The organism is Nocardia tengchongensis, assembly GCF_054781395.1.
The window spans coordinates 1074713-1088572 of sequence record NZ_BAAGUM010000006.1; the positions used below are offsets into that span (position 1 = coordinate 1074713).

11 protein-coding genes are annotated in these 13860 nt (G+C 67.0%); 6 read left to right on the forward strand and 5 right to left on the reverse strand.

The features are described 5' to 3' along the window. Window positions 1–36 precede the first annotated feature (36 nt). Window positions 37–2112 (forward strand): MMPL family transporter, encoded by a 2076-nt coding sequence (locus ACYVKL_RS16045; protein WP_379165748.1) that lies wholly within the window; start codon window positions 37–39, stop codon window positions 2110–2112. 6 nt (window positions 2113–2118) lie between these two features. Here ACYVKL_RS16045 and ACYVKL_RS16050 read toward each other — a convergent pair whose 3' ends face one another. The 3 genes from ACYVKL_RS16050 to ACYVKL_RS16060 form a co-directional block, all read right to left on the reverse strand. Then, window positions 2119–2856 carry a DUF8020 domain-containing protein gene (locus ACYVKL_RS16050; protein WP_379164050.1) on the reverse strand — a complete coding sequence of 246 codons (738 nt, stop codon included), beginning with the start codon at window positions 2854–2856 and terminating at the stop codon, window positions 2119–2121. Beyond that, the gene (locus tag ACYVKL_RS16055) at window positions 2856–3608 is read right to left on the reverse strand and encodes a DUF8020 domain-containing protein (RefSeq protein ID WP_379164053.1); all 753 of its coding nucleotides are present in this window, start codon (window positions 3606–3608) and stop codon (window positions 2856–2858) included. The genes ACYVKL_RS16050 and ACYVKL_RS16055 overlap by 1 nt, the downstream gene beginning before the upstream one ends. A 265-nt stretch (window positions 3609–3873) precedes the next feature. Beyond that, window positions 3874–4434: a TetR/AcrR family transcriptional regulator gene (locus ACYVKL_RS16060; RefSeq protein ID WP_379164056.1), complete on the reverse strand. Its 561-nt coding sequence runs from the start codon at window positions 4432–4434 to the stop codon at window positions 3874–3876. Window positions 4435–4519: 85 nt separating this feature from the next. Between ACYVKL_RS16060 and ACYVKL_RS16065 the strand changes: the two genes are divergently transcribed. The 5 genes from ACYVKL_RS16065 (at window position 4520) to ACYVKL_RS16085 (ending at window position 11769) form a co-directional block, all read left to right on the forward strand. Next, window positions 4520–6127, forward strand: a complete 1608-nt coding sequence (locus tag ACYVKL_RS16065; protein ID WP_379164059.1) for a family 20 glycosylhydrolase — start codon at window positions 4520–4522, stop codon at window positions 6125–6127. Between the two features lie 208 nt (window positions 6128–6335). Continuing rightward, a complete protein-coding gene (locus tag ACYVKL_RS16070; RefSeq protein ID WP_379164062.1) occupies window positions 6336–7937 on the forward strand; it encodes an MFS transporter in 1602 nt (533 codons plus the stop codon). Beyond that, on the forward strand, window positions 7934–10426 hold the full coding sequence (locus tag ACYVKL_RS16075) for a beta-glucosidase family protein (protein WP_379164065.1): 2493 nt from the start codon (window positions 7934–7936) through the stop codon (window positions 10424–10426). Before ACYVKL_RS16070 ends, ACYVKL_RS16075 begins: the two co-directional genes overlap by 4 nt. A gap of 204 nt (window positions 10427–10630) precedes the next feature. After that, window positions 10631–11341, forward strand: coding sequence for an IclR family transcriptional regulator (locus ACYVKL_RS16080; RefSeq protein WP_379164068.1), 711 nt, complete (start codon window positions 10631–10633; stop codon window positions 11339–11341). Between the two features lie 32 nt (window positions 11342–11373). Then, window positions 11374–11769, forward strand: a complete 396-nt coding sequence (locus ACYVKL_RS16085; RefSeq protein ID WP_379164071.1) for a helix-turn-helix domain-containing protein — start codon at window positions 11374–11376, stop codon at window positions 11767–11769. Window positions 11770–11786: 17 nt separating this feature from the next. On the opposite strand, the gene ACYVKL_RS16090 is transcribed toward ACYVKL_RS16085, so the two are convergent. Then, the gene (locus ACYVKL_RS16090; RefSeq protein WP_379164074.1) at window positions 11787–13055 is read right to left on the reverse strand and encodes an MFS transporter; all 1269 of its coding nucleotides are present in this window, start codon (window positions 13053–13055) and stop codon (window positions 11787–11789) included. Window positions 13056–13112: 57 nt separating this feature from the next. Further along, window positions 13113–13853, reverse strand: coding sequence for an SDR family NAD(P)-dependent oxidoreductase (locus ACYVKL_RS16095; protein ID WP_379164077.1), 741 nt, complete (start codon window positions 13851–13853; stop codon window positions 13113–13115). Window positions 13854–13860: the final 7 nt, after the last annotated feature.

The window sequence follows — 13860 nt, forward strand, 5'->3', positions numbered from 1 at the left end:
GTCAGCCCTTCCGAACCCGCGACATCGCGCGGGGTGGTGGCGGCGTGGGCTCGGGTGGTCGTGGCCCGGCCGAAGACCGTGCTGGTGGTCGCGGTGTTGTTCGCATTGGCGTGCGGGTTGTTCGCGGCCGGGCTGCAGCAGCGGGTGAGTTCGGCCGGGTTCGTGGTGCCGCACGGGGAATCGACCGAGGTGGACGGGTGGGTCAGTGAGCGGCTGGGGCCGCAGAATCCGGATGTGATCGCGGTGTACACCGCGCCGGAGGGGCAGTCGCTGGCCGATATCGGGCCGCGGGTGACGGCGGCGATCGCGGCGGTCGACCCGGCCTTGCTGCAGCGACCGGTCGAAAGCTATTGGAACAGTGCGCGATCGCCGTATCTGCGGTCCGCCGACGGGCGCCAGGCCGTCGCGGTCGTGTTCTCGGCGGGTGACGACAATCAGCGGGTCGCCGAATATCCGAAAATTGCTGCCGCACTGCGGGTTCCGGGACTCGATACGAAACTGACCGGGTACAGCGCGCTCGCCGACACCATCAGCGAGCAGTCGCGGCACGATCTGGTGCTGGCCGAATCCATTTCGATCCCACTCACCGCCCTGGTGCTGGTGCTCGTGTTCGGCGGCGTGGTGGCGGCCGCGCTTCCGGTGCTGATCGGCACACTCGCGGTGGTGGGGGCGCTCGGCGCGGTCGGGCTCATCGCGCGGCTCACCGAAGTGAGCATCTTCGCCATGAACGTGGTGTCGCTGCTGGGTCTCGGATTGGCCATCGACTACGGGCTTTTCATCGTCGGTCGCTTCCGCGAGGAGCTCGCGAACGGGAGCACGACCGAGGCCGCGGTGACCCGCACGCTGGCGACCGCCGGACGCACGGTGCTGTTCTCGGCGCTGCTGCTGATGTGCGCGTTCGCCGGAACCTTCGTCTTCCCGCTCGCGGTGCTGCGCTCGCTCGGCATCGGGGCGATCGCGGCGGTCGGGCTCGCGGCCGCGCTGTCGGTGACCGCGCTGCCCGCCCTGCTCGCGCTGCTCGGGCCGCGCATCGGCAAGTGGAGTTGGCGCGCGGACGCCTTCGACCGCTCCGAGGCACGGGCGCAACGATTCTGGGGTGCGGTGGTCACCGCGGTGCTGCGACGCCCGGGCACGATCGCCATCGCCGTCGGCGCGATCCTGCTGGTCCTGGCCGCACCCCTCACCGGTGTCCGGCTCGGCGACATCGACCACACCGCCCTGCCCGCGGGCAACGAGACCCGGGTCGCGGTCGAGGAATTGACGGCACACTTCCCCGCCGCGAACAGCGGCGCGACCATCCTGGTCCGCCAAACCGACGGCAGCGCACCGACTCCGGCGGCGATCAGCCGGGCGCTGCGGGAGATCGGCGGGGTCCCCGGGGTCCGCCAGGCGACCGCGCTCGACACCCGCGACAACACCACCATCGTGCACGCCGCGCTCGCCGCACCGGACCGCTCACCGCGAGCCCAGGACATCGTGCGGGACCTGCGCGCCCTGCACCCGGACGGGCTCGACCTGCGTGTGGGCGGGGAGAGCGCCACCACCGTCGACAGCATCACCGCCGTCCTGGACCGGCTGCCGCTGATGATCGCGGTGATGGTGGCGGTCACCCTGCTCATGCTGGCCGTCGCGTTCCGATCGATCGTGCTGCCGCTCAAGGCCGTGCTCATGGCCTTCCTCAGCCTGGCCGCCACCTTCGGCGTGCTGACCTGGATCTTCGATCAGGGGCATCTGGCCGGCGCGCTGCAGGTCAGCGTCGGTCCGCTCTCCGCCGGGATGCTGGTCCTGATCATCGCCGTCGTCTTCGGGCTCTCCACCGACTACGAGGTGTTCCTGCTGTCGCGGATGGTGGAGGCGCACGACGCGGGCGCGGACACGGAGGAATCGGTGCGCATCGGCACGGTGCAGACCGCCCGCGTGATCACCGCCGCGGCAACCCTATTGGTGCTGATCACCGGCGCGTTCACGCTCTCGCCACTCACCCCCATGCGTTTCCTGGGCCTCGGCATGGTGATCGCCCTGATCATCGACGCCACCCTGGTCCGCATGCTGCTGGTACCCGCACTGGTCAAGCTGATGGGGCCCGCCAACTGGTGGGCCCCGCGAACCTGATGTCCGCTACTTGCTGCTGCCGGACGAGGAACCGCTGGGCAGCCGCGGGAATCGCAAGGGAGAGTCGGGGATTCCGGCGCCGTCGGTGCCCTGGCCGTCCTTCGCGTAACTGCTCTGTCCCGGCGGTGCGTTCAGGGTGTTGAGGTAGCTCAATCCGCTGTTCCAGCCCCCGACCAGGCCGGCCAGGATGGTGCCGCCGAGTCCACCGGTGGCGGCGAATATCCCGATGATCGGCAATCCCGTCACCAGGCAGCCCACCGCGATAACCGCGCACGTCGCCACCGCGACGACCGCACCGACGATGGCTCCGGCGGCCGCGCCCGCGAGCGGCCCCAGCGCCAGCGCCGTGCCGAAGTTGCCCAGGCTGTCGTTGGCGGCGAGCTGATTCTCCAGCGGCGATGCGATCGGCTGCGCGCTCGCCAGATCGGGGGCGAGGTCCAGGGTTCGACCGCCAGCCGAGATGTCGTGCCGGATGTCGTATCGGATTCCGTTGAGGGCGAAGGCAAGTGGCAGCTGCCCGACGACCTGCCCGGCAGCGTCGGAAACGACGATGGATCCGCCATCGGCGGCCGGCGCGAAGGTGCCCGCGTCGATCGTGGTGACGACCCGCTCCGCGGACACCTCGCTGCGGTACCCGACCACGGCCGGTTTCGCCGGGTCGGCCACAGCTGGTTGCATCACCGCTGCCGACGCCGACAGCAACGATCCAGCCGCGACGGTGACGATGGCAGCCTTGCGGATCATCACTGTCCGGCCTCCGGCTGTTCGGGGGCCGGCTTCGCCAGCCCCGGCAGCTGAGACGCGTACTGGCTCTGCCCGGGAGCGGCCTGCATCGTGGAGTAGTAGTTCCACAGTCCCTGCAGCAGTCCGGGAGCGCCGCCCAACGCCAGACCGACGACTCCGCCCGCCGCGCCCATCATCGACATCAACGGCGCCACCGTCAGCACACAGCCGATGCTGAGAACCAGGCACGAGGCCCCGGCGATAGCGAGTCCGGCACCGACACCGATCACCGCGCCGACGATCGTCCCGACCAGCGTGCCGGTGGACAAACCGAAGCCGACCGAGTTCATCAAATCGTTCATGGCCAGCTGGTTTTCCAGGGGCGAGGCGACCGGGCGCACCGCCGGCCCGCCGGTATTCGCCGGCAGCTGCGGCGTCAGCCGCAATGTGTGGCCATCGGCCGAGATCTGGGTGGCGATCGGGTAGCGCTGTCCGTCGAGAACGTAGGCCGTGGGTGTCGAATCGATCGTTGCGCCCGACGAGTTGTGCAGCGAGATCGTCTCGGTGTCCGTGTCCTGCACGAACTTTCCGTCCCCGACGGTCGCGACAACACTGTCGCCGACGATCGCCCCCTGATAGTGCGTCGAATCCACAGGGGCGGTGGACCCCGGCGACGCGGTGGCGTTACCGGACGCGGCGACTCCGGCAGTCGCCATCACGGCGGCGATCACCACCGGACTCATTCGCCTGTAGAGCTTCATCTTGATCCTCATTCATTCCGATTTTGATTAGGCGGTTGAGAAAATCGCACGACCGTAGACAGCAGATACTGGGATGCGCAGCGCCTAATCGGCTGCGCGTTCGAAGTCGCGCCGATGACGTAGATTACATAAAGGTCGGCGAATTGGGGAGACTTCGGAAAGGATCGGGAGAATCAATTTCGGGCGAGAATTTTCAGAAACACGAATAGGTGCCGATTGGCATATCCGCCAGCCGACACCAATTGTTTGACATGCAATTGCAAGAAGAGTTCCGAGTTCAGTTATCGAGGTGCGCCAAGAGCACCTTGCGCACCGCATGCCAGTCAGCGAGCCGTTCTTCGATAGACATGCCGCGAAGAGCTTGAGCCCGAGAGCCTTCGAGAATCAGCCGGATAACCCTGAACAGATCGTCAGGATCGCCGGATTCATCCGCCACCGACGGTCGAATGGTTTCCACCATCCGGTCGAATCGTTCGGCGAAATACGCATGCGCGGGATGGAAAGGATCCTGGGCTTCCGCCTCCAGCGCATCGAAGTTGTTCGACTCCTGAGCACGCGAGCTGTAGTAGTCGACCCCCGCGTCGAGCAGTGCCAGCAACCCTTTGCCGCCGGCTTGGTCGAATACAGCGGCCAAATCCGTCCTGTCGCGCTCATCGAGTACCGCGGCCAGCAAGGATTGCATGTCGGGGAAGTAGTGCATCAGCCCCGGCGCGGACATGCCGCAGCGGCGTGCGAGCTCACGGATCGACAACGCCCGAATCCCCTGTTCGGCGATGGTCTGGCGGGCAACGGCCAGAATCTCCAGACGCCGAGCTTCCGGCGTCATCCGTTTGGCCACAATTGCCCTCCTCGTTGCGATGCGGGTCCGATCACCCTTATGCTCACACTATCTTACACGTGTTAGATAGTGAAGAGGAGCAGCCTTGATCATTCCGAAGACATACGAAAACCGGCCTGGCACCGGCCGGTTCGTGCTGGCGGACGGCATGACCGTGGCGGTGGATTCACCCGAACTCCGCGCTGTCGCCGAGGGCTTCGCGAACGAGCTTCGGACCGATACCGGTATCCGACTGCACGTGACGGTGGATCCCGTACCCTCGGCGGCGCTGTGTGTGCGGCTCGGCGACCTCGGACTCGACGATCTGCCCCGGTCCCGGGGAGGCCGCGCCGATGGCTCGGACTCCGCGGACGAAAGGCACGGGCTGCAGATCGACGAGAATGGCGTGACGGTCTGGGGCCCCGGCCCAGAAGCCGTTTACCGAGGGTTGACGTCACTTCGCCAACTGGCCGCGATCACTTTGACCGAAGGGGCTGCCCACATCCCGACGGTGTCGATCCGCGATGTGCCCGACTACTCGTGGCGGGGGCTGACCCTCGACGTGGCCCGGACATTCCACGACGTGGACACCGTGAAACGGGTCATCGACATGTTGGCGCTCTACAAGTTCAACGTGCTGCACCTGCACTTGACCGACGACCAAGGCTGGCGGTTCGACGTTCCCGGGTGGCCGCAACTCCTTACGGTCGGAGCCGCCGGAGCCGCGGAAGACCGTCCGGGCGGCTACTACACGCGGGCGGACATCGCCGAGCTGGTCGAATACGCCGCGGACCGCTTCGTGACCGTGGTGCCCGAGGTCGATATGCCAGGTCACAGCGCAGCCGCAATTCGTTCGTATCCCGAATTGGGGCCGGCGCCGGAAAATCACAGCGGCGCGGTCTATCTCGACCCGACGGCAGACCGAGCGTGGCTGTTCGTCGAGGACGTGGTGGCGGTACTGGCCCACCAGTTCAAGACCTCGGCGTTCATTCACATCGGTGGAGACGAAGCGTTCGGCATGCCGGCCGAGGCTCACATCGCGTTTCTCGAGTCAGCCGCGGCGATTGTCCGAGAGCAGGGCAAGGCTGTCATCGGCTGGCAGGAGATGGCTCGCACCAATGTCTCCTCGAGAGAAACCGTGCAATATTGGATGAGCCTGTCCGAGGTGGACGCGATGCTCGGGTCACAACGGCTGGAAGAACTCATCCCCGCGGAATTCGTCGATGTGGTGCGCGAGAACTTGGAGCGCGGCCGGACCGATCTGCATCGAGCACTCGCCTTGGGGGCGAACATCATCGCGTCGCCGACGTCCCGCTACTACCTGGACCGCCCGTTCGCGGATTCGGCCCTGAACCCGAGCCACGAACAGGCTCGAAGCCGTCTCGGGATGGCCGCCTATACGCCGACCTCGATCGAGGACGGGGTGAATTGGGACATCGAAGACGAGCTGCCCGGTGTCGATCCGGACACCCAGCTGGTTGGATTCGAGGCCGCCGCATGGTGTGAAACGGTCACCGGGCGGGAGGATTTGGAGCTCCTGCTGCTGCCGCGACTGGCCGGCGTGGGTGAACGATCCTGGCGCGCCCGCACCAGAACGGACTGGCCCGATTACCGGCAGCGGCTCGCCGCTCATTCGAGCGTGTGGAATGCCCGGGGATGGAACTGGTTCACGGCGTCATCGGTGCCCTGGATCGACGCACCGGGCAATAGCTGAGGGGCGATATTCGAGAAAAACTCGAATTCACGGCTTTCAATCCCCTCTCGTGCCATAATTCGCTCACTCAACTCATCTGGTAGTTGAGTTCGTCGAGACGACATGAGCGCGTTCAATTCCGCCATTTCCGGTGTGACCATCCCGTTCGCTGCTCGCATTGCGTGATGTCACGCGTTTGTCGTCAGTTGAATTCCCGAAAGGGGTTGGTATGTCCACAACTCCCACTGTCGAGCCCAGAGCCCGAGCCTTCATCGCAGTGGTGCTGATCGTGTTGTTCAGCGAGCTCGCACCGATCCAAACGCTGATGGCCGCAGCCGCTTTGGACAAGATCGCGGCCGCCTTCCCGGACAGCGGCACGAATTCCGCCTGGACCATCATCGTGTCCGGTCTCATCGGAGCCGCCGCGGCACCGCTGATCGGCAAGATCGGCGACAGCTGGGGCCGCAAGCGGACTTTCGTGGCCTGCGGCGCGCTCTTCGCGGCGGGGTCTCTGGTCTGCGCGTTGGCCGGCGGCTGGGCGGTCTTCCTGTTCGGCCGCTGCCTGCAATCCTTCGCGGTCGCGGGTGCGGTCATTGCCTACGGGCTGGTCCGAGATCTGCTGCCGCACAAGGACACCGCGCTCGGGTTCGGTGCGATCGCCGCCGGATCCGGGTTCGCCACGGCCGCAGCGCCGCTGGCCGTCTGGCTCAATGGCACGCACGGCTGGAGCGCGGCATTCTGGCTGTCGCCGGCGTTCGCACTGGTGCTGATCCCGTTGATCGTGGTGGCCGTGCCAAGTTCGAAACCCGTTGCGCGCCAGCGTCTCGGCCTCACCGATGCCGTCCTGGTCACAGTAGGCGCCGCACTGGTGATGGTCTATGTCGACCGGGGACAGGACTGGGGCTGGACCAGACCCGCGAGCCTGGCTTGGTTGGTCGGCGGGCTGGCATTGCTGGTCCTGTTCGCCCTCGTGCAGCCGCGGCTGAACGCGCCGCTGATCGATCCTCCCGTGTTGCGCCGGCCCCGCTTCGGCCTGCTGCTCGCGGTGGGACTGCTCGCCTCGTGCACGATCGGTGTCCAGACCTACGCGATCACCTACATGGCCCGCACGCCCAGCCCGGCCGAGATCGAAAACAGCATTGTCGCAGGAACACTCGCAAAGATCGCGCAGGCCAGCGGAATGGTTCTACCGCCCGAAGCCGTCGTGGTGAGCCTGGTCCCGGGATTCAGTTACAGCAGTGGCTTCACCACGCACGAGTACGGCCTGCGAATCGCGCTGCTGCAGGGCATCGTCACGATTGTCTTCGGCGTGATCGGCGCGATCGTGGCGCGTCGGCTCGGCGCCCGGATCCCACTGTTGTCCGCCGCGGTGCTGTTCGTAGCGATCGCGCTGGTCGAGGCTGCCGGATCGCACACCTGGGACATTCTCACCCTCACCAACGCGGCCTTCGGGCTCGCGCTCGGCTTCTTCTACACGGCCGCAGCGGTTCTCGTCGCCGAGACGGTGCCGCGCGAACAGACCGGCGCTGGCTTCGGCATCTTCACCTTGGTCCAGGGTGTGGGTACGGCGATCGGTGTCGCTGTTGTCATCGCCTCCGCAGCGGCGCATCCGATGGCGGCCAGTGTGCGTGTCCCCGGAATGCCGCCCCTGCCCAGCCCGGTTCCCGGGGTGTTCGCCGACCGCGGCTTCGAGTTGGGATTCTGGTTCGCTACCGCGACCGCGCTCGGCGCATTGGTCCTGTCGTTGCTGGTCCGACCCTCCCGATCCCCACTCGGCACCGGCAGGAACTCCGATTCCGAAAACCGAGACCTCACACCGGAGAAGAGATGAATCACCCCTTGCCCGCCGATTCGCCCGATCTGGAAGCGCATCTGACCGCGCTGCTGGACAAGCTGACGACGCAACAGAAAGTGCGGCTCCTGAGCGGCGAATCGGCCTGGTCGCTACCCGCCGAGCCCGCCATCGGGTTGCGGTCGATCGTCATGTCGGACGGTCCCTCCGGCGTCCGCGGTGTGTCGATGGACGACCGGGACCCCTCGGCCAGTCTGCCTTCGGCCACCGCGGTCGCCTCGACCTGGGACCTGGACCTCGTGGACCGGCTCGGTGCGCTGATCGCGGCCGAAGCTCGCGCGAAGAATGTCGACATCGTGCTCGGGCCCACGGTGAATCTGCATCGAACACCGCGTGGTGGAAGGCATTTCGAGGCGTTCAGTGAGGATCCGTGGCTCTCGGGCCGGATCGGCGCCGCCTATGTCGCGGCGGTGCAGGCGCACGGTGTGGGCGCCACCGCCAAGCACTATGTCGCCAACGACAGTGAGACCGAGCGGCTCACCGTGGACGCACGGGTGGACGAGCGCACCTTGCGCGAGGTGTATCTGGCGCCCTTCGAGCGGATGGTCGTCGAGGGTGACGCGTGGCTGGTCATGTCCTCCTACAACCAGGTCAACGGCGCCACCATGAGCGCGAATCCGCTGCTGCGCAGACCGCTCAAGGACGAGTGGGGTTTCGACGGCGCGGTCGTCTCGGACTGGACCGCGGTCCGCGACACCGTCGAGTCGGCCGCCTCCGGTCAGGATCTGGTCATGCCCGGCCCCGACACTCCGTGGGGTGACGCACTGGTCGAGGCGATCCGAGCCGGAAAGGTCGACCCGGCCGCCGTCGACGACAAGGCGCTGCGGTTGCTGCGGCTGGCCGCCCGGGTCGGGGCACTGGATTCCGTTGCGCCGGTGGCCACTCCGCCCACGCCGTGGCAGCGCGATGACATCCGGTCGCTGCTGCGGCAGGTCGCCGCGGACGCCATGGTGCTGGTGCGCAACGACGGCGTCCTGCCGATCGCCGCGGACACCGCACCTCGGCTCGCGGTCATCGGCCACCATGCTCGCCGGGGCCGCAATCAGGGCGGCGGCTCGGCCATGGTCTTCCCGGAGACGGTGGTCTCACCACTGGAGGGCCTGCGCGAGCGCTTCGGCGCCGACCGCGTCACCTACGCGCCCGGTCTGGTGCCCAGCGCTGAACTGGCCCCTTTCGAACGGGGTACGGTCACCGACCCGGTCACCGGCGGACCGGGCATCCGGGTACGCCATCTGGACTCGCAAGGCACACCGTTCGCCGAGGAGGTCTTCCCGTCCGGCCGATTCGGCTGGCTCGGCGACGAACGGCTCGCCCGAACCGCGACCCTGCAGATCACCGCCCACTACACCCCGGACCGCGCCGGCCATCACCGGCTCGGCTTCGCGGGCATCGGCCGCCACACGTTCCGGATCGACGACCGCGTGCTCAGCACCGGCCCGGTCGCGGCGGACAGCGACGATGTCCTGCAAGCGATTCTGAATCCGCCGTCGCGGGCCTTCGATGTCGAACTCGAGGCCGGGCGGCCGGTCGAGATCACCCTCGAGTTCCAGCCCGATCTGCCCGGCGGCTTCCCGCTCGCGCGGCTCGCACTCGGCACCGAGGACGTATTCGGCACGCCCGCGGAGGAATTGGCGCGGGCCGAAGCACTGGCCGCGGCCGCCGATATCGCGATCGTGGTCGTCGGCACCACCGAGACCATCGAATCCGAGGGCCTCGACCGGCCCACTCTCGCCCTGCCCGAGGGCCAGGACGAGCTGGTGCGCCGGGTGCTCGCCGCCAACCCCCGCACGGTCGTGGTGGTGAATTCCGGTGGCCCGGTGCTGATGCCGTGGCTGCGGGACGTTCCGGCGACTCTCCTCGCCTGGTTCCCGGGCCAGGAATTCGGCGCGGCGCTGGCCGATGTCCTCAGCGGCGACCGCGAACCCGGCGGCCGCATCCCCACCACCTGGCCGGCCGCCGAGGCCGACGTGCCGGTCTGGCGGGTGGAGCCGGTCGACGGGCGACTCGAATACACCGAGGGCATCCACGTCGGCTACCGAGAGTGGTTGCGCCGCAACGCTGTCGGCGGTCCCGCACCGGCCATCCCGTTCGGGCACGGGCTGGGCTACACCACCTGGGAGATCGCGAAACCGGCCGTCGAGACGGCGAGCGACGGCTCGGCCACCCTCACCGTCGACGTCACCAATACCGGATCGCGACGCGGGAAACATGTTGTGCAGGCGTATCTTTCGCGTACCACATCGTCGGCGATCGATCGCCCCGCATGCTGGCTCGCCGGCTACGCACCGGTGCACGCGGAACCGGGCGCGACCGTGACCGCCCGGATCGGTATCGAACCCCGCTCCTTCGAGCACTGGTCGATCGACGAGCACGCATGGATCCGGGAACCCGGCACGTTCAGCATCCGAGTCGGCGCCGGCGTGGCCGAGCTCGGGGCAGCGGTGGACATCCCCGCCCCGCGCGACTGATCCGATCTCGCGGGAAGGCAGACACCGCCGACCACTGGGCAGAATGAATTTCAGTTTTGCCTTCCCGCGAGGTCAGGGCGCTGCTAACCTGGATCTCGCCACTAGAATTCATTTCAGTTCAGTTCCGGAGGTCCCGTGACTGCCTCAGCCCTCGCAGCTTCACACCCCCAGAGTGCACAGCTCCCGCCCTCGATGATCGAGCGGATGAGCCTGATCCTCGACACGTTCCCCTACCGCACCAGCCGCCTGACCCTCGACGATGTCGCCCGAGCCACCCGGCTGCCTCGCTCCACCGCCCACCGGATCATCGAACAGATGGTCCGAGTCCGGTGGCTCGATCGCACCAACTCGGGCTACAGCCTGGGACCACGGGCGCTGCAGGTCGGCAGCAACGACGACACCAACGCCCTCAGATCAGCGGCCGCGCCGTTGCTGCACGCCTTGATGCTGCGCACGGGTATGACAGTGCACCTGGCAACCCTCGACAACGGGCAGGTGTGGTTCCTCGACAAGATGGGTGGCCACTCCGCCACCAGCGTGCCCTCACGGGTCGGTGCGACAGCACCCGCGCACGCGACGGCGCTCGGCAAAGCAATGTTGGCCTGGCTCATGCCCGAAGAAGTGGACCGACGCGTCGCCGGCGCGATGACCCGGTCGACCGCGCGCACCATCACCGATATCAACCTGCTGCACAAGCAACTCGGCGCCGTCCGCGACCGAAACGGCATCGCGTTCGAGCGCGGAGAATGCTTCGACGACATCGCCTGCACCGCTGTCGCTATCCGCACCCCTCTCAACAGCACGATCGGCGCGATCTCGTTGACCGGCAAAGGCGACGTGCAACTCGACCGAGTCGCGCCACTGGTGCTCGCTATTGCCCGACAGGTCAACGCCGCGATCTTCCCCCAACCTTGATTCGTGCATCTTCCGACATCGAGGGTTCGCTGATGCCCAGCCAGTTCGGTCGGCGATTGAACGCCCTGTTCGACCAGTGGGCGCGACAGCACCAGGAGCGGTTGACCAATCATCGGTTGGTTACCGAGCTCCACCGTCGCGGCTTCTCGGTATCCGAACCGTATGTGTCCCAACTGCGCCGCGGTCGCCGCTCTCATCCCTCATTCGCGCTGACAGCCGCACTGGCCGACTTCTTCGGCGTCGACCCGGACTACTTCGGCGACGGCGCGATGCACTGCGACGCAACGAAAAACAACGCTGTCATCGCCGATATCCACGACGATGCGCTACGGCAACTATTGAGCACGGCCACCGAGCTGTCGACCGACTCCCTCGACTACTTGATCGTGCTCGCCGCCCGGTTGCGCCGCGTCGAGAACCTGCTCTGAGGCGCCGGACGGCGAGGTCATCGAGTCTTGACCGGAAGGATCGCCAGGGCGCCGAGGCCGGCCACCAGCGCCACCACCGGATACAGCGTGCCGTAGCCGTGGGAGGCCGTGACGATCGCCGCGGCCGCCATCGGCGCGAAGGTGCTCGGCAGGGTGGAGGCGATATTGATGATGCCGAGATCCTTTGCGGCACTGTCGGCGTCGGGAAGCACCTGGGTGACCAAGGCTTGATCGACGGCGAGGAAGGCGCCGAATCCGATCGTCAGCACCACGGTGGATCCGATCAACCCACCCACGGTCGGAGCCCAGATCGGGAGCAGCGCCGAGGCCGCGATGATGATGCCGCCGGCGAGAACGATGGGTTTGCGTCGTCCGATTCGGTCGGAGAGCGGTCCCGCGATGCCGAGGGCCAGGAGAAATCCGGGCAAGCTGACCAGACTGATCATCGGGGTGAGATGCGTGGCTTCGGTGAGCGTCAGGCCGACGTAGTCCTGGGCGATATAGAGCTGGTAGGTCAGCACCATGTAGTAGCCGCCGCAGATCAGGAACCGGCCGAGAAACACCCAGAAGAAGTCGGGATGGCGTCTGGGGTCGACCCAGAACATCTGCAGCACAGTGGCGACCGAAAGCGGGGGTCGGCTGGTGTTTCGATTGTCGGCGTCCGGGTTCGCCATCAGGAATCCGAGCGCGAAGACGAGGGTGATGGTGGCGACAACGGTGTATCCCAAGGGGATTCGGGTGGCGAAGCTCGCCCCGATCACCGGCCCGAGGATCGCCGCGATCACCGTTCCGAGGCCGGCCAGGGTCGAATAGCGGCCGCGGCGATCCACCGGCACCCGGTCCGGCTGGATCGCGGTGAGCGGGCCACCGAAGGTGTTGAAGCCCAGGTAGGCGATGCTCGCGGTGATCAGCAGCATCGCGACCGACGTGGACGACCCGGCCGCGATCAGACCCAGGAATCCGAGCACCGCGCCGGCCAGCATCCACGGCGATCGGGCTCCGAACCGAGTCCGCGTGCGGTCGGACAAGACGCCCACCACCGGTTGCGTGAGCACCGAGACGGTCGCGACGACCGCGTTGACCAGTGCGAGCTGCTGCACTTTGTGGTCGGGGTCCATCGACTGAACCTGCAGCGCGGCAAAGTATCCGACGGACCCGAAGCACAATTGCGGGCAGACATGCGCGAACGGAGCGCTGAGGAACAAGCGCCGCAGGGAACGGTCGGCGATCGGGCGACCCACCTGGGACGGCGGAGGGCTGGCGTCGGTCGAGGTGGCTGAGGCCATCGGATGTCCTTGGGGCGCTTGTCGATAGCGGATGAGGGTTCGAGGGCGAAGCGGCCGCTACGCCATGAAGGCGGCGCCGCCGTCCACGCTGATGGTGGTCCCGGTGACGTAGCTCGCGTCCGGTCCGGCCAGGTAGACCACGGCTCGGCCGATGTCGTTCTCGGCATGGCCGAGGCGGGGGATCGACAGGTTGGCGAGGATGTTGTCGAGCTGTCCCGGGTGCTTCTCGAATTCGGCTGCGGCAGAGTCGGACAGCACGAACGGGCAGATGGCGTTCACGGTGATGCCGGATCGGCCCCACTCGCGCGCGGCGGCGCGGGTGATGCCCGCGATCGCGGATTTCGCCGCGATGTAGGTGACGAAGTTCGGAATCGCGGTCACTTCGGAGCCGGATCGGAGGTTGATGATTCTGCCTCCGTCGACGAGGTGCGGATAGCAGGCGCGCATGAAGTACAGGGTGGCCATCGGGCCGGTACTCATCGCCAGTTCGATGTCCTTGTCGCTGGTTTCGGTCAGCGGCACGAGTGCGGACGCCATGGCGTTGTTGACGAGAATGTCGACGGTCCCGAACTTGGTGACCACCTCGTCGACGAATGCATTGACCTGGGAACTGTCCCGGATGTCGCAGATCTTGGCGAGTACGTTCTCAGCGCCGAGTTCAGCGACCAGGTCGTCGGCCGGTTTGATATCGGGAATTGCCACGCGGGCTCCCGCATGTGCGAGGGCGAGCGCGATACCGCGACCCACTCCCCCGGCCGCTCCGGTGACGATCGCGACTTTGCCGTTCAGTGTTTGCATATGCCTT

Excerpts from the sequence above, each read along its gene's own strand:
- ACYVKL_RS16055 (WP_379164053.1), bottom strand. The coding sequence starts at position 3,608 with ATGAGGATCAAGATGAAGCTCTACAGGCGAATGAGTCCGGTGGTGATC.
- ACYVKL_RS16075 (WP_379164065.1), top strand. The coding sequence starts at position 7,934 with ATGAATCACCCCTTGCCCGCCGATTCGCCCGATCTGGAAGCGCATCTG.
- ACYVKL_RS16080 (WP_379164068.1), top strand. The coding sequence starts at position 10,631 with ATGAGCCTGATCCTCGACACGTTCCCCTACCGCACCAGCCGCCTGACC.
- ACYVKL_RS16050 (WP_379164050.1), bottom strand. The coding sequence starts at position 2,856 with ATGATCCGCAAGGCTGCCATCGTCACCGTCGCGGCTGGATCGTTGCTG.
- ACYVKL_RS16090 (WP_379164074.1), bottom strand. The coding sequence starts at position 13,055 with ATGGCCTCAGCCACCTCGACCGACGCCAGCCCTCCGCCGTCCCAGGTG.
- ACYVKL_RS16070 (WP_379164062.1), top strand. The coding sequence starts at position 6,336 with ATGTCCACAACTCCCACTGTCGAGCCCAGAGCCCGAGCCTTCATCGCA.
- ACYVKL_RS16095 (WP_379164077.1), bottom strand. The coding sequence starts at position 13,853 with ATGCAAACACTGAACGGCAAAGTCGCGATCGTCACCGGAGCGGCCGGG.
- ACYVKL_RS16085 (WP_379164071.1), top strand. The coding sequence starts at position 11,374 with ATGCCCAGCCAGTTCGGTCGGCGATTGAACGCCCTGTTCGACCAGTGG.